This is a genomic window from Sphingobacterium detergens (assembly GCF_003610355.1).
Taxonomy (GTDB): Bacteria; Bacteroidota; Bacteroidia; order Sphingobacteriales; family Sphingobacteriaceae; genus Sphingobacterium; species Sphingobacterium detergens.
In genome coordinates this window covers 547,920-562,131 of the sequence record NZ_RAPY01000004.1, presented here as the reverse complement: position 1 = coordinate 562,131, position 14,212 = coordinate 547,920, and the positions used below count along the sequence as shown (strand labels likewise).

At 38.0% G+C, this 14,212-nt stretch carries 19 protein-coding genes; 15 read left to right on the top strand and 4 right to left on the bottom strand.

The annotated features are described in order from the left end of the window. Nucleotides 1-3: 3 nt before the first annotated feature. The 9 genes from DFQ12_RS20830 (at nt 4) to DFQ12_RS20790 (ending at nt 5,334) form a co-directional block, all read left to right on the top strand. Nucleotides 4-246, top strand: a complete 243-nt coding sequence (locus tag DFQ12_RS20830) for a hypothetical protein (RefSeq protein WP_120260964.1) — start codon at nt 4-6, stop codon at nt 244-246. A 3-nt stretch (nt 247-249) separates the two neighbouring features. Further along, nucleotides 250-561, top strand: coding sequence for a J domain-containing protein (locus DFQ12_RS20825; protein ID WP_120260963.1), 312 nt, complete (start codon nt 250-252; stop codon nt 559-561). A 53-nt stretch (nt 562-614) separates the two neighbouring features. After that, on the top strand, nt 615-1,052 hold the full coding sequence (locus tag DFQ12_RS20820) for a DUF6908 domain-containing protein (RefSeq protein ID WP_120260962.1): 438 nt from the start codon (nt 615-617) through the stop codon (nt 1,050-1,052). A gap of 78 nt (nt 1,053-1,130) precedes the next feature. Next, nucleotides 1,131-1,568 (top strand): DUF6908 domain-containing protein, encoded by a 438-nt coding sequence (locus DFQ12_RS20815; RefSeq protein WP_120260961.1) that lies wholly within the window; start codon nt 1,131-1,133, stop codon nt 1,566-1,568. Between the two features lie 2 nt (nt 1,569-1,570). Next, the gene (locus tag DFQ12_RS20810; protein ID WP_120260960.1) at nt 1,571-1,783 is read left to right on the top strand and encodes an addiction module toxin RelE; all 213 of its coding nucleotides are present in this window, start codon (nt 1,571-1,573) and stop codon (nt 1,781-1,783) included. Between the two features lie 66 nt (nt 1,784-1,849). Beyond that, nucleotides 1,850-3,649: a ParB/RepB/Spo0J family partition protein gene (locus tag DFQ12_RS20805; protein WP_120260959.1), complete on the top strand. Its 1,800-nt coding sequence runs from the start codon at nt 1,850-1,852 to the stop codon at nt 3,647-3,649. A 61-nt stretch (nt 3,650-3,710) separates the two neighbouring features. Next, nucleotides 3,711-4,157, top strand: a complete 447-nt coding sequence (locus tag DFQ12_RS20800; protein WP_120260958.1) for a hypothetical protein — start codon at nt 3,711-3,713, stop codon at nt 4,155-4,157. Nucleotides 4,158-4,188: 31 nt separating this feature from the next. Further along, on the top strand, nt 4,189-4,425 hold the full coding sequence (locus DFQ12_RS20795) for a hypothetical protein (protein ID WP_120260957.1): 237 nt from the start codon (nt 4,189-4,191) through the stop codon (nt 4,423-4,425). A 438-nt stretch (nt 4,426-4,863) separates the two neighbouring features. Next, nucleotides 4,864-5,334: a JAB domain-containing protein gene (locus DFQ12_RS20790; protein ID WP_120260956.1), complete on the top strand. Its 471-nt coding sequence runs from the start codon at nt 4,864-4,866 to the stop codon at nt 5,332-5,334. 31 nt (nt 5,335-5,365) lie between these two features. Here DFQ12_RS20790 and DFQ12_RS20785 read toward each other — a convergent pair whose 3' ends face one another. Continuing rightward, nucleotides 5,366-5,650, bottom strand: coding sequence for a hypothetical protein (locus tag DFQ12_RS20785; protein WP_120260955.1), 285 nt, complete (start codon nt 5,648-5,650; stop codon nt 5,366-5,368). A gap of 149 nt (nt 5,651-5,799) precedes the next feature. On the opposite strand from DFQ12_RS20785, the gene DFQ12_RS20780 reads away from it, so the two are divergent. The 4 genes from DFQ12_RS20780 to mobC all read left to right on the top strand — a co-directional run bounded on the left by DFQ12_RS20780 (nt 5,800) and on the right by mobC (nt 10,583). Continuing rightward, a complete protein-coding gene (locus DFQ12_RS20780; protein WP_120260954.1) occupies nt 5,800-6,699 on the top strand; it encodes a toprim domain-containing protein in 900 nt (299 codons plus the stop codon). A gap of 186 nt (nt 6,700-6,885) precedes the next feature. Next, nucleotides 6,886-7,269, top strand: coding sequence for a plasmid mobilization protein (locus DFQ12_RS20775; RefSeq protein ID WP_120260953.1), 384 nt, complete (start codon nt 6,886-6,888; stop codon nt 7,267-7,269). Next, nucleotides 7,263-8,543 (top strand): relaxase/mobilization nuclease domain-containing protein, encoded by a 1,281-nt coding sequence (locus DFQ12_RS20770; protein WP_120260952.1) that lies wholly within the window; start codon nt 7,263-7,265, stop codon nt 8,541-8,543. The genes DFQ12_RS20775 and DFQ12_RS20770 overlap by 7 nt, the downstream gene beginning before the upstream one ends. Before the next feature lie 45 nt (nt 8,544-8,588). Beyond that, a complete protein-coding gene (gene mobC / locus DFQ12_RS20765; RefSeq protein WP_120260951.1) occupies nt 8,589-10,583 on the top strand; it encodes a conjugal transfer protein MobC in 1,995 nt (664 codons plus the stop codon). Nucleotides 10,584-10,710: 127 nt separating this feature from the next. Here the strand turns inward: mobC and DFQ12_RS20760 are convergent, their stop codons facing one another. From DFQ12_RS20760 to DFQ12_RS27980, 3 genes are all read right to left on the bottom strand, one after another. Continuing rightward, the gene (locus DFQ12_RS20760; RefSeq protein ID WP_120260950.1) at nt 10,711-11,409 is read right to left on the bottom strand and encodes a LytR/AlgR family response regulator transcription factor; all 699 of its coding nucleotides are present in this window, start codon (nt 11,407-11,409) and stop codon (nt 10,711-10,713) included. 4 nt (nt 11,410-11,413) lie between these two features. Next, nucleotides 11,414-12,448, bottom strand: coding sequence for a sensor histidine kinase (locus tag DFQ12_RS20755; protein WP_120260949.1), 1,035 nt, complete (start codon nt 12,446-12,448; stop codon nt 11,414-11,416). A gap of 112 nt (nt 12,449-12,560) precedes the next feature. After that, entirely contained in the window at nt 12,561-12,746 is a 186-nt protein-coding gene (locus DFQ12_RS27980; RefSeq protein WP_147420450.1) for a hypothetical protein, read from the bottom strand. Between the two features lie 818 nt (nt 12,747-13,564). Here DFQ12_RS27980 and DFQ12_RS20750 point away from each other — a divergent pair. Both DFQ12_RS20750 and DFQ12_RS20745 read left to right on the top strand, forming a co-directional pair. Beyond that, a complete protein-coding gene (locus tag DFQ12_RS20750) occupies nt 13,565-13,807 on the top strand; it encodes a hypothetical protein (protein ID WP_120260948.1) in 243 nt (80 codons plus the stop codon). Between the two features lie 57 nt (nt 13,808-13,864). Then, nucleotides 13,865-14,098 carry a hypothetical protein gene (locus tag DFQ12_RS20745; RefSeq protein ID WP_120260947.1) on the top strand — a complete coding sequence of 78 codons (234 nt, stop codon included), beginning with the start codon at nt 13,865-13,867 and terminating at the stop codon, nt 14,096-14,098. Nucleotides 14,099-14,212 lie beyond the last annotated feature (114 nt).

Sequence of the window (14,212 nt, the reverse complement as noted above, 5' to 3'; positions counted from 1 at the left end):
GTTATGCTACCAACTATAAGAATATCCAAAGGCTTAAGCCTGCCGGATAACGATCAATGGCAATTCCGTTTTGAGGTACAGAGCGAAAGTTCTAACCGGCTTTATACCATAGCCCAAAACAAAAAGAAAAAACACTGGGGCTGCTCCTGCCCCGGATGGAAAAAGACCAAGAATTGTAAACACTTACAAGCCCTGGGCATTCCGGGCAAGGAACAACCTTTTGAAATTAATCTTATAAAAGAATAAAACATGGCAAAGAAAGGATTTTTAGACGGCTACAAAACCTATGACACATCGCAGGGATATGGCAGTTCCAAGAAATGGCGTAGCGCATTTAATGAACGGTTCAGCAAACAGGAAGCCGAAACCATAATAGGCAATGAAAAACAAACGCCCTATCAGATTTTAGGTATAAAGCACGGCGCAACAAAATCAGAAATTAAAAAAGCATTTCGTGCACTCGTTACCGAGTGGCATCCTGACCTTAATCAACACCGTTTGCAAGAAGCCGAAGAAATGAGCAAAAAAATAATAGCTGCCTACAGCCTGCTCAGTAAATAATTAATGAATCAATAAAACGGTAACGCAACCGGATAAGAAGCGTTTACAACAACATGGAATCTTTAAATAGAAAGGCAACAATAGTATTCGGAGAACTTTTAAACCGATTAAATGAGGGGTACTTAAAAATCCTTAATGAGCCCTTTATGCCCCTGACAATGGAAAATATAGGATGGGATATAGAAACACCCTGGGGTAATGCATGTCAATTTAGTTTGTGCCACTACTACGAACAAAATTTCGATTTAATGCAAGACCCGGAAATGTGTTTTCTGGTCATTGATAATCGTGGCGATTTTAAGGCCGACTTTGACAAATTAAAAGTCATTCCCTATATGTTCCAGCAGGCCAATCTTGGTATCTACCAGGACAGCATAATAATCGAAGATTCAAAGCTGACAAAGTTTTTAAGGAGACAGCAAAAAGACCAAACAGAGTTTGCCAATATGTGGCTGGTTAATATCCGGGAACAAGGATTTTTAAATGTATAGATAAACGGAATAAGCGTTCCGTCAGCTATACCGATTCTGGCGGGCGCTTATTGATTCACAAACTCTAAATTATAAAACATGGAATTTCTAAATAAAGAAGCAACTAAAATTTTCGAAAAACTTAATAATCAGTTAGATGATGGTTACTTAAAAATAGAAAACAGCCCTTACATGCCATTAACAATGCAAAATCTTGATTGGCCGATCTATACCAATTGGGGGAAGGCAAAAACTATCAGCCTGTGTAATTATTACATATTTCAGGGACAAATAATGTTTACCCCTGAAATGCACTTTTTAGTTATTGATTGGTGCAACCACTCATCAGTATTTAATGACAATCTAAGGATAATTCCCTATTTGTATTTCCTATCGAATCTTGGAGTATATAACGATAGTATAATAACTCAAAATTCCGTTCTCAGTCAAATCAATCCGGATCTGCAAAAACATCAAACGGAATTCGCCAACGACTGGCTAATCAATATTCGCGATAAAGGGTACCTAAATAGATAACTATGGAAACAAGATTCAATTTTCAGATCAACTCAGATAAATACAGGTATTGGGAAGATGTACCTGTGATCAGTACCATTTTACCAGACCGTTTCAGTGCTGTATTGATCGCAAGGAAAGTCGCTAAGCTTTTCAAAGCTGATGTAAGAATGAGCGAAGGAAAAGAGGCAATGAAAAGTAGCGGTTCTTATTTCACTTTCCAGGAGCAAGATTAATTGATTGGTTGTGCCTCTTAGGTCAGCTTATCCTAAATCCTTTTTAAAATTTTAAAAACATCTATTATGACTACTACAATTAAACGAACCTTAAAGGCTCAACCTCGGAATAATAAAGCAATTGCAAAATACGGATTTAATTTTCTGGATATAGAAGGAACATTCTTACATGTCCCACTTTCAAAAATTGATCTAAGCCCTCTTAATTATAGGGAAACCATTGACGAAGATGAAATTTTGGGATTAGCAAAAAGCCTTAAACCATATGGCGTAATTTCTCCCGTAACGGTCCGCAAAAAAGCAAACGGAAGGTTTGAACTCGTCGTTGGCGAACGCAGGTACAGGGCTGCAAAAATAGGACAGCTAAAATCTATTCCCGCATTAGTCAAAATACTAACAGATGAGCAAGTGAATGAAATAATGCTTTTAGAGAACTTGCAGCGGAAAGATCCGCATCCTATTCACGAAGCCCAGGCAATTGCGAAAATGCAAAAAAGTGGCAATACCATTGATGAAATTTGCATCCGTCTAGGCAAGTCCAAGACTTTTATCTATACACGTTTAAAATGGGCGGAATTAATTCTTCCAATTCAAAAGATGTTTTTGGGAAATAAAATTTCCATTAAAGATGTAACTGCAATGTCCCTTTTAGAAGGGAGTTCTCAGCAGGAATTTTTTGATAAACATTGTACCAATTGGGAAGAGAAAAATTTTGCCTTTAGCCATGTAAGCCATGCAATTTCACGGTATAAATATGATCTAAAAAACGCAGACTTTGATACTAAAGATAAAAACCTAATTCCCGACGCAGGATCATGTACCCGCTGCCCTTTCAATTCGGCAACGATAAAAAGCTTGTTCCCTGAATTTGCAAAAGTTGCTGTATGTAGCCACAAGGTCTGCTATCAGGCGAAAACCCTTAAAAATTTGGAAAATGGATTCCGTAAAATACTGGCAGAACATCAACCAACAGCCATTCTACGTTCAGGAAATTTTTCAAATGAAAGTCAAATGCTTATTGATTCTATCCCGGAGTTAAATATACTACCGGAGGTAGACTACAATGATGTTAATGTAATAGAACCACCTTGCCAACCGGAAAAAGAAGATTATGAAGATTATCAAACAGGCGAACTTGAAGAGGAAGATTACAATGGGGCTTTAATCACATACGAAACCGATCTTGCCGAATATAATTTAGTCATTACCTCAGAAAATTTATTGAAGGGGCTAACAGTAAAAAACAATGTCATCTCCCTGGTCTATTATAATCCTGAAAAGAAAATTACTGTTGGGACTGCCGTTACAGCTAAGGAGGTGCAGCAGGCTATCAAAGATGGTAAAGCAACACCCGAACTTTTGGATAAAGAAATTGAAAGAATAGAAGCAAGGGAAAAAAGGGCTAAACAAATAGATTTAGATAATATACAAAAACAAGTACACGCTACTTTCAAGGAATGCCTGAAAGCTGAAGACTATAAACCTATTCTTACACTAACCGATTTAACCGCTGCCCGGCTTTTAATATTTCAGTCCCTTGATTGGAATATCAGAAGTTATATTGTAGAGAAATTATTTTCCGGGATTGATACTTTCCATCCAAGCAAATTATTACAGGCACTTTCAGAATTGACCGAATCGCAATTTGCCTTTTTGATACGAATGGTGTTTTGTGGACGAAGCACAAGTAGCAGCCCAAATTTAATAGACGGAAAATGTCTATATGACATCGCCTATGCTTCCGGCTTTGATATTAAAACCATTGAAGCTGAAAATAAAAAGCTTGCAGACAAAAGGGAAGATAGCGTTAATGGAAGGATTGCCGAACTAAAACGGAAGATCGAAAAATTAAAACCACAGGATTAAATAAAACGCCGGGGGCGCAGCCGGACAAGGAGCGCAAATTTTAATCTTAAACATTTACGTTATGAAATCAAAATTCAAATTTAGTATTGAGAGCCTTCTGCATGGTTTAGAATATCCAAAAGGTAAAATTGAACATATTACGTATGCTCAAAAGGTAGCAGCACATGTAGGCATGGATCGTTTCAACTGCCTTGCCCAAATAAAATTTGAAGACCCACAAATTAATAAGGCATTTCCAGGTGGTATCCATTTGGATGAAACACTTGTGGTTGGCTTGGATAACTATAGCAGTGTCAAATTACATATCTGTATAAGAAGCAAACAAAGTACCTGCAAAATTGCTAGTGGTAATTCATCAAGTCGCGAAATTAAAATCCACAATGCATACCGAGATGTTGTCTTGCTAAAAAAACTATCAGACAAACAGATAGCAGAAATTTTTAACTTTGTATGGGACAATTTGGAATTGATACAACCCAATCCAAAACGAATCGAAGAAGATTTTTAATTTAGTCACCTTTTGCTTAAATGAAATAGTTATGATTTTACTTGCCCAGGTATTCAGCTCACACACTTATGGATGGATATTTATTGTTCTAGGTGTATTGGTCCGCCTCATTATCAGAAGGAACCGTTTTAAACGTCGGGTAGGCTATAAAACCTATTCTTATAAGAACTATGCACAATCTGAAATAATCCCCATTTTGGAAGTCCTGTTTAAATGGGCAGCAAACATCGTTATCTTATTGGGTATTGCAATTGTCATTTGGGCTTAAACAATAAGGCAAGGTGAACAATATTCGTCTTGCCTGTTTTCCCGTCTTTTAAGCCCCTTTCTTTCTCTTAGCGAACAAACCCTCATCAATATGAAATAATGGCCTTTAACGGGCCGCAAAAGCCGCCACCTGCGTGCCTGGGTGACGGCTTTTGCGGTTGTATTGGGTGCAGCTATGCTGCCATTTTTACATTATTGAAATTCCATGTGGTTATTTTCAGCAATAAAGAATTTGATTGATTAGTTTATTTTTAATTCTAATCTGGTTTGAGTATGTTTTTTATACGAAGTTCGGCCTGCCGTTCTGTAGCGTTCAAAAGTGTTCGGCATAAACACGATCCAACGCAAAAAAGCCATCCTTTATTCCGCTTCCTTTTGCCCTTGATCCGGCCAGTCCAAAAAATGTTCCATAAACATTTTTCAAAAAAAATCTTGTATTATGGAACCTTCAAAAATTCTTCCGCTAAACAAAAAAGTCCCTGTTATAGGACTCACCTATCACTCTAAAGTTCCCGTGGATCAACAACCCAGTGTAAACAAGTCAGTTGATGCCTATAATCTATTCATTGAAAATTGGAATATGGATACTATAGAACTCCAGGAGGAGTTTTCCATTTTATTATTATCCACCTCAAAAAGAGCACATGGAATTTTCAGAGTAAGCAAAGGCGGACTCAACGCAACCATTATTGATCCTAAACTGATCTTTACAGCAGCTCTAAAAACAAGAGCTCATGCCATAATCATTGCCCATAACCATCCATCGTTAAATCTGACACCGAGTCAGGCTGATATTAATATTACTCGAAAGCTCATACAAGCTGGTGAAATTTTAGATATTAAGGTTTTAGATCACCTTATCATAACCCCATTTTCTTATTATTCCTTTTCAGAAGAAGGAATAATTTAAAAAGTGTGCGGGCTCTTTCCCGCACACTTTTTTAGTGTTCGCTAAATTGCTTCACTTTCTGCTGAAGATCCGATAACCCCGCCTTTTCATCCAGGTCTGCAGAAATGCGAACTAATTCCTTACTGCATTCCGGATCTAGTACTGCCAGCAGATCACCGACCATCCCCTGATCCGTTTTCATTCCTTCCCGGATCACATTACTTAGTAACATTACCTGTTTCCTTTGTAAGCTCAGGTTGATCTTTACGGTGTCTTCCATACCAGGCACACTAACCAGGATGCCAAGCATTCCTGTAATCTCATTTTTTGTTTTCATACGCACGTTTTTTTATCCTACACCACTTTACGAAATTAGTAAATCCGCTCCGGCTTCACCTGTATAGAATTTAGCCAGGGAATGTAAATTCAAATCTGCTCTGCTAGTTTTGTATCACTTAAGGATCAGTGAAAGGAAAATTGTGAGCTATGAGATCAGCAAGAAGACGCATAACCTGTGCGCAGGTAAATGAAATGGATCTGGTTGTATACCTGGAAACATTGGGATACAAACCACAAAAAATAAAAGGGTGTAATTATTGGTATCTTTCCCCGCTCCGCATAGAGCAAACAGCTTCATTTAAAATAAATCAACAGCTAAACCAATGGTATGATTTCGGCATCGGAAAGGGTGGCGGTGTGATCGACTTCGCCATGCTATATTTTAATTGCTCTGTCAAAGCATTGCTCCATAGTTTTGAGGGAACCGGTTTAATCACTCCTATCGAAAAATCTTTTATTCCTCCGCCTGAAAGCCGGATCGAGATTACCGCAACAGAGCCTTTGTATCTATTCCCCCTTATATCCTATCTTGACAAGCGGGGTATTGATCTTAACCTGGCAGCAACGTACTGCCAACAGGTTCGATATACCATAAACGGGAAAATTTTTTTCGGTATAGGTTTTAAAAACAATTCTGGCGGTTTTGAAATCCGTAATGTCTTCTTTAAATGCAGCTCCAGCCCAAAGGATATAAAGCTCTTTAGAAACGGATATGCAACCTTATCTGTTTTCGAAGGTTTCCTTGACTTCCTTTCCTTTCTCAAACTCTTTGATGGTACTGTTGCTGCACAAACAGACTACCTCATTCTAAACAGCCTTAGCTTCTTTGAAAAGCACCTGGACTTTATGAAAACTTATAGCAAAGTTTTTCTTTACCTCGACAATGACAAAGCCGGAAAGTCCGCCACCGATATTGCATTAAAGACCGGCCCGGCATTTATATCTTATTCCGGCATTTACCACGCATATAAAGACCTCAACGATTTATTGATCGGTTGCCCCCTTCCTACTATGCAAAGCCCTTCAGACGAGCAAGGCAAAACCTGACGGTTTTCATCAATAATGAACCCTAAAGGGGCCCCCGCTAAACCGGTGGCGGTGGCGATTACCTAATGGCCCTGTAATCGGCTAGATGTACCGTTGTTTCACAACGGGGTATTGTTGGCCTTTACTCCGGAGTCGTAGGCCATTGCCTTAAGTGATTGATTTTTTTAACAGTGAAAATGATAAGTGATGAGTGAACAAAAAAACAACAGGGAAAAATGGCTGCATGTCCGCCTTACAGAACAGGAACATAACTTCATTAAGAAGCAATTTTCCAGGACAACGGAGCAAAAAATAAGCTCCTATATCCGCAAAATTATCCTGGCAAAACCCATGATCGGAAAGGTCAGGAACCAGTCCACAGAGGATTTAATTACTGAGCTGGCAAAGCTCAGAATAGAGCTGAATGCGGCAGGAAATAACCTCAACCAGGCCGTTAAAAGACTGCACACGCTAAGGGATTTAAATCAGGTTGAGGGTTGGTTACTCACCTGGGAACTCGATAAAAAAAGCTTCTATAAAAGTGTGGCTGCTATCAATAATTCACTGGAAAAAATCAGTGATCAATGGTAGCGGTCGTCCATGTCGCCAGTAGCCTGCGCAGGGTTTTGAACTATAACGAACAGAAGGTAAAAGAAGGGGTTGCGACATGTATTGATGCCCCTTATTACCTCAAAGATGCCGACCGCCTCACCTTTAATCAGAAGCTGGGCAGGCTTCAGAAACTAGCAGATTTAAACGAGCGAACGAAGGTTAATGCGGTGCATATCTCCTTAAATTTCCCCCCGCAGGAAAGTCATAGCCAGGAGCTGCTTAAGGAAATAGCAGGTGCCTATCTCCAAAAGATAGGCTTTGCAGAACAGCCTTATCTATTGTATCAGCACTTTGATGCAGGGCATCCTCATGTGCATATCCTGACTACGAACATCAAAGCCGATGGTAAACGGATACCCCTGCATAATATCGGTAAAGTACTTTCTGAAAAAGCCAGGAAGGAATTGGAAATTGAATATAATTTAATTAAAGCATCAGAACAGGCCAGGCTTTCAGCTTATGAACTGCAGGCCGTCAATGCCAAATTGGAATATGGTAAATCCTCTACGAAACGGGCTATTACCGGCGTATTAAATACCGTCCTTAATGACTATAAATTCACCTCCCTGGGGGAGCTGAATGCTGTGCTCAGCCTCTATAATGTTAGCGCAGAACCCGGCGAGAAGGATTCCAGGATGTATAAAAATAAAGGTCTGGTATACCGTATAAAAAAAGAAGATGGCACATTGATCGGAACGCCGATTAAGGCTAGTTCCATCTTTGGAAGCCCTACCTTAAAAACTCTGGGGGCCACTTTTTCAAAAAATAAGAAAGCACGTTTACCCCTAAAATCTAAAGTAAAAGTTACTATTGATTTTGCGCTATTTAATAACGGTCAAGCTGGTCTTAAGCCTTTTATCAGGGAGCTTCGCGCTGAAGGTATTGACACCGTACTGCGCCATACGAAAGACGGTCGGGTATTCGGGATAACCTTTGTAGATCATAAAAACAGTTGTGTTTTTAATGGTAGTGCATTGGGTGATATATACGGCGCTGCCGCAATATTGCTGCGTTCCGGTGAGACAACCGGTATAAAAAAAGACCTTAACCACGTCTCCTTTAAACTTCAAACAAACAAAGTCAAATCCATTGCTGACAGTAATGGATTTACTCCTGCTCCCTTTAATCCCCGTCACGAAGATAGTTCCGAAAGCCTTATGCAGATCATGTTTCAGGTGGAGCGGGACTATAACTATTTGCCTTATGAATTATCGGCAAAAAAGAAAAAGAAACAGTTAAGAATTAAGCATTAGGGTTAGAATCAAGAAACAGAATTAAGAATTAAAGATCGGAAAAAAATGGCTCTACAGACAGGTGAGAACGAACATGCCATGCGCAAGATCGTCGATATGACAAGGTTAATGGCAATAACCATTTTGGTTATCCATTTTTATTATTATTTATACCGGGCATTCGTCCATTGGGACTTCGCCCCTCCTTTTACAGAGAAGCTTTTAGGCAATATCCGCAACACGGGACTATTCAATAGTTTTCTTTATTCCAAAGTAATAGCATTGGGCTTACTCTTCATTTCAATGCTTGGCATAAAGGGACGAAAGGATGAAAAAGCCAACCATAAAACGGCTATTGCTTATATGGTTACAGGCTTATTGCTCTATTTTTTGAGCTTCCTTATACTGCTGCCCCGTATGGATATAAGCGCCCAGGCGATTATCTATATTGGTATAACATCCATCGGCTTCCTACTCATCCTTAGCGGTGCAACGGTAATAACGCGGATCATTAAAGTCAAGCTCAACAACGATATTTTTAATACCGAAAATGAGACTTTCCCCCAGGAAGAACGTTTGTTGCTCAATGAATATTCGATCAACCTGGAGGCCACCTATAACCTTCGCGGAAAGATCCGAAAATCCTATGTTTCTATCGTCTCTCCCCAACGTGCCTGTATTCTTGCCGGTAGTCCGGGAGCCGGTAAGACGGCCTTCCTTGTTCGTGAATTTTTAGCCCAAAGCCTGGCTAAGACACCTACACCATATACAATGTTTGTATATGATTTCAAGTGGCCTGACCTGTCAACCATTGCCTATAACCACTGGCTGAAGAACAAGCATCGTTACGGCGCACACAGTGATTGTTTCTTTATCAATTTTGATGATCTATCCCGGTCCCATCGCTGTAATGTTTTCCATGTAATGGGCATGGCTGACATTACTGATGCAGCCGAATCCGCCGCTACCATACTTGTAGGATTAAATCGTACGTGGGAAACCAAGAGAGGCGAATTTTTCACGGAATCACCAATAAATTTTGTCACCGCTGTTATCTGGTTTTTGAGAAAATATGAGGGCGGCAGGTATTGCACATTGCCCCATGTTATAGAATTGATCCAGGTCGAATACGAGAAATTATTTTCAGTACTGAGCCTGGAGCCAGAGATTAGCGTGCTCATTAATCCATTCCTTTCGGCTTTTAAAGCGAATGCAAAGGAACAGCTTGAGGGCCAGATTGCCAGTGCGAAAATTGCCCTTGCACGCCTTGCCTCTCCTCAACTGTACTACGTGTTGAGCGGTGATGATTTTCAGCTCGACATTAATAATCCCAAGCATCCCAAGCTCGTTTGCATGGGTAACAATCCCCAAAAAACCCAAACACTGGGTGCTGTAATTTCCCTTTATGTAAACCGGATGTTGAAGATCGTCAATCAGAAGGACAAAGAGAAATTAATGCTCATGTTCGAGGAATTTCCTACCCTGGCTGCAGATGTGATCCCAACCATTACCACCGGTAGATCGAATAAAATTTCTACTTGCTTAGTTATCCAGGACTTTAGCCAGTTACGAAAAGACTATGGGAAAGATAAGGCAGAAGTAATAGTCAATACTGTTGGAAATATCATTTCAGGACAGGTGATTGGTGATAGTGCCAAGCAGATCAGCGACCGTATTGGTAAGATCATGCAGGACAGGACAAGCCTTTCCATTAATTCCGGAGACACATCGATAAGTAAATCAAAGCAATTGGAACTTGCCGTTCCTCCCTCTACAATATCTGGCTTAAGCTCCGGTGAATTTGTAGGAATGGTAGCCGATACACCGCAGCAAAGAATTGCCCACAAAGCATTTCATTGTAACATAAAAGCAGACTTCGATGCTATAAACAAAGAGGAAAAAGCCTATAAACCTATTCCTGTAATCCGTAAAATTGATAACGCAATGATCCAAAGGAACTACATACAAATCAAAAGTGACGTAGAAAATATTATCGCTTCAGAGATGGGTAAAATGTTCGAAAATCCGAAACTGCAACATTTGGTCATTAAGAAAAAGTAACAGATCCTGCTAAAATCACGGCATAATTTTAGTCGTAAGCAAGTTAAACTAATATAAAAATGAAACCAATTTTCAACACCAATATTTAAGTGGGATTAATCTTTAGGTGATTATTTATCGTCCTAACCTAACTAGTTAGCCCACTTTTTTTACTCTTTACTTTATATGCTTTTCCTGGCTTGATTGAAAAACCTCCTAAGAGAATAACTTCTTTTGAATCATCAATAATTTTGTTGGTGTTTGCAATAACAGATTTACTGATTCGGATGAATTTGCTCTTCGGCAGACTTTTTTCAATATCCCAAATTGCTACAGGAACAATCTTTACATTGCCTTCAAGATAGAAGGTTGTATAATTATTATTAGCTTCGATGTAAATAATATTGTCCAGTTCAATTTTACTCACCACATCATCATGCTTATAACTAAAATACTTATCACTATTTACCTGGATGTTATAGTAATCACTATGCCAAAAATTGCTTAATCTCTTAAGTACACCTACTATATCTTCGAAGAAAACAGGTTTAGTAAGATAACCTAAAACGTTATCAAGCTTCCAAGATTCTAAGGCAAATTCTGCATGTCCAGTAATAAATACAACTTTATTAGGTATCAATTTTGCCAGATCAAGACCTGATAAAGTGTCCATGCTAATATCTAAAAAAATTAGGTATTCGTCCGATTTTCGAATGAATTCTAATGCCTCAACTGAATCGGTAAATGTTGCTGCTAACTCAAGTTGCGGAATTTGTTGAATAAATCTTTTCAGGGTCTTAAGGATGCTTAATTCATCGTCAACAATAACACACTGTATTTTCTCCATATCACTAATTTAAATTTATAGTAAGGTCTACCGAATAGGTTTCTTTCTCATCATTGATAATTAGATAGTGTTTATCTTGATATCCAGATTCAAGATGTCTTCTAACATATCTTAATCCGATACCGGTTGAACTATCCTTTATTCGGCTTCCTTTTTTATTGGATACATGTAACTTAATTAATGATTCATCAGCGTAGAGTTGTATGCGTATTGCCTTTTGTTCGTCATTATAAGATCCATGTTTAAAAGCGTTTTCAACAATTGGTACTAGAATGTGTGGTAAGATTCTTATCTGATCCGCTTCCTTAATTTCTATTTGATGTTCTAATTTAATTTTGGGAAAGCGTTGTCTAAATATAAAAATTGTACTTTCTATTGCGTTTGTCTCTATCATCAAGGGAACCTTTCCATCCTCGTCAGGTGTTGTAATTCCTGCCCTTAGAATTTGCATAAAACAGCCGATGCCATAAGAAACTTCTGGATTTGAATCCATAGTTTGGCTCCTAAAATGTTCCAACGTATTGAAAGTAAAATGGGGATTTATCTGAGCTCGAAGTGCTGCATTTTCTAATTCCAATTCTTTTCTAACCGACTCTTCTGCTATACTCTCTGATAATTTCCGTTGCATTGTTATTTTCGAAGTTGCTTGCCAATACCCAATAGAATAGAGGAAAAACATTAACCATTGATAAAAGAAATTCAATAGTAGTTTGTCCTTTTCCATCCCAGCAGATCTGAGAGGTTCATTGAAAATGTAAGGAGAAATTATAAATGCAAATAGAAAGCGAATTAAAATACTTGAAGCAAGTACTAATAGAAGCAATGAAACTGCCTTTGTATATTTGTTTTGGTCCCAAAATCTTGGAAAAATATAGAGTGCATTTAAAAGGAAAACTCCCGCAGAGATAACATGAGAAACAGTGATCTCATAAGCACTACCTAGCCAATCATTCTTCTTGTATCCATAAACTATAATGGTAATTAAAACATAGACTATCCATCCTGCAAACAGGATCAAAGGCGTTGTTTTCCTTCTCATATCCTTGTGTTTATTTAAAAATAAGTAATCACATCTTTTGGGAAGATGTGATTACATGGACGAGCCGAAGGTAAGCGATATATCTTAATTTTTAAACTTTAATTTTTTTTAACTATTCTTTAGTAGTGTTGAAGTAAGGGGGGGCATTAAAAGGTGGAATGCATTCAAATGACCCTGGTTTGGTAAAAATAGATGTATCATCACCAGCCAGAATATTATGCATCTGATTAGGTGTAAGAACCAAAATTTTTAAAGTTGTCAGCTTCAATTTTGAAGGCGCTTTGTTGATCTTTTTCATAAGGTATATTTGAAATTAAAGATAAAAACCTGATATTTTTGAATTTCCCCAAAATTATCTCACGTTTTTGCTGTTTCTCCATTTTTATTTGGGGTCGATAAATCATCCATTTACCTTCATTAAAATATTCGGCTATATCAATGCTGTTAATATGATCGCTTACTTTCTTTCAATGAATTTAAGTACTTCTTTTTATGACTATTTATGGAAATATCATATGCATGATATCAAATTTACGCTGATATAATTTATGAAAAAATTAAATCTCATTGAAGTTTTGTATTGATTTTCAACAAATAAAGTTTATTTCATAATCATAAATTGTGAATGCAAAGTTTACGCCACCTTAACAAATCTCTTTTTATGCGTATAATATTACTGCTTTCGTGTATATTTTATTTTGGACTGTTGTGCTTGACTGCATTTGGAATAACATATGCGTCACGTCATCCAGGGAAATTCATAAAACCGATGGGTAATTATTGCAAACAGGTAAAAACACCTATATTGATAGTTAAGAAATCATTTAGGTTTGAGGTAAAAATGATATAAATCTTGCTGATGAATAAGTTCGCTAATTTTTAAAAAAGAAACTATACGACTTTTAAATAATTTTCACTCACAGACAATTTATTCTATAGTCTTTCAGTTTCTATGTGAATATTGTTTTATCTCAAACTAGTCTAAGAAATTGTATCTCGCGAGTACAGAACAGGAAGATGCGCCTATAACCTGCATAATTCGGTGTGCGCTGAACTAACTACCCTATGGCGCGACCATAATGGTCAAAGACAAGGAAATTAATTAATTGAATGAATATGAAGCTAGAAAGTTTGAATTCCGAAAAGTTTGCCACTCTGACAAATGAACAGAAACTTCATGTCCGTGGTGGTGGTAAAACAGGAGGCGGAAGATTGACACTGGGTGCAGAATACAAGCAGGAAGGTGACAGAGCCTACCAAAGAATAAATTACCGTAGTTACGGTAGCGACGACATTGGTGAAGGTCATGAGTTTTATTATGATACCAAGGACTATTGGACGGACTGGATGCTTTATTAATTAGCCGTTGAGTTCGCTCAACCAGCTTAGTTTTTATTAACAATCATATTCAAAATCATGGCAAACAAACTAGAAAAATTAGATCAAAATAAATTTGAGCCACTTAACGTTTCAGCACAGCTTTCTGTTAGAGGAGGTGAAGCAACATCAGGCTCGCTCAGTATAATAAGCTCGGAAATTGGTGAAGGAGGAAGGAGACGGGATTATTATAAAAAAGTTGGTTCCGATGAATACGACGGGAAAAACTATTTCCTTTACGATGTGAGTTACTATTACGGTGAATGGTATTGATTTCGTTAAGTTATATGGTTAGGCGAAAGCCTAACCATATTAAAATTTTAGTCTATGTTTAGGTGCCTTTTACAAACGTTTCTGATTTTGTTAAGTACTAGTGGATATTGTCAA

Excerpts from the sequence above, each read along its gene's own strand:
- DFQ12_RS20830 (WP_120260964.1), top strand. The coding sequence starts at position 4 with ATGCTACCAACTATAAGAATATCCAAAGGCTTAAGCCTGCCGGATAAC.
- DFQ12_RS20825 (WP_120260963.1), top strand. The coding sequence starts at position 250 with ATGGCAAAGAAAGGATTTTTAGACGGCTACAAAACCTATGACACATCG.
- DFQ12_RS20820 (WP_120260962.1), top strand. The coding sequence starts at position 615 with ATGGAATCTTTAAATAGAAAGGCAACAATAGTATTCGGAGAACTTTTA.
- DFQ12_RS20815 (WP_120260961.1), top strand. The coding sequence starts at position 1,131 with ATGGAATTTCTAAATAAAGAAGCAACTAAAATTTTCGAAAAACTTAAT.
- DFQ12_RS20810 (WP_120260960.1), top strand. The coding sequence starts at position 1,571 with ATGGAAACAAGATTCAATTTTCAGATCAACTCAGATAAATACAGGTAT.
- DFQ12_RS20805 (WP_120260959.1), top strand. The coding sequence starts at position 1,850 with ATGACTACTACAATTAAACGAACCTTAAAGGCTCAACCTCGGAATAAT.
- DFQ12_RS20800 (WP_120260958.1), top strand. The coding sequence starts at position 3,711 with ATGAAATCAAAATTCAAATTTAGTATTGAGAGCCTTCTGCATGGTTTA.
- DFQ12_RS20795 (WP_120260957.1), top strand. The coding sequence starts at position 4,189 with ATGATTTTACTTGCCCAGGTATTCAGCTCACACACTTATGGATGGATA.
- DFQ12_RS20790 (WP_120260956.1), top strand. The coding sequence starts at position 4,864 with ATGGAACCTTCAAAAATTCTTCCGCTAAACAAAAAAGTCCCTGTTATA.
- DFQ12_RS20785 (WP_120260955.1), bottom strand. The coding sequence starts at position 5,650 with ATGAAAACAAAAAATGAGATTACAGGAATGCTTGGCATCCTGGTTAGT.
- DFQ12_RS20780 (WP_120260954.1), top strand. The coding sequence starts at position 5,800 with ATGAGATCAGCAAGAAGACGCATAACCTGTGCGCAGGTAAATGAAATG.
- DFQ12_RS20775 (WP_120260953.1), top strand. The coding sequence starts at position 6,886 with ATGAGTGAACAAAAAAACAACAGGGAAAAATGGCTGCATGTCCGCCTT.
- DFQ12_RS20770 (WP_120260952.1), top strand. The coding sequence starts at position 7,263 with ATGGTAGCGGTCGTCCATGTCGCCAGTAGCCTGCGCAGGGTTTTGAAC.
- mobC (WP_120260951.1), top strand. The coding sequence starts at position 8,589 with ATGGCTCTACAGACAGGTGAGAACGAACATGCCATGCGCAAGATCGTC.
- DFQ12_RS20760 (WP_120260950.1), bottom strand. The coding sequence starts at position 11,409 with ATGGAGAAAATACAGTGTGTTATTGTTGACGATGAATTAAGCATCCTT.
- DFQ12_RS20755 (WP_120260949.1), bottom strand. The coding sequence starts at position 12,448 with ATGAGAAGGAAAACAACGCCTTTGATCCTGTTTGCAGGATGGATAGTC.
- DFQ12_RS27980 (WP_147420450.1), bottom strand. The coding sequence starts at position 12,746 with ATGAAAAAGATCAACAAAGCGCCTTCAAAATTGAAGCTGACAACTTTA.
- DFQ12_RS20750 (WP_120260948.1), top strand. The coding sequence starts at position 13,565 with ATGAAGCTAGAAAGTTTGAATTCCGAAAAGTTTGCCACTCTGACAAAT.
- DFQ12_RS20745 (WP_120260947.1), top strand. The coding sequence starts at position 13,865 with ATGGCAAACAAACTAGAAAAATTAGATCAAAATAAATTTGAGCCACTT.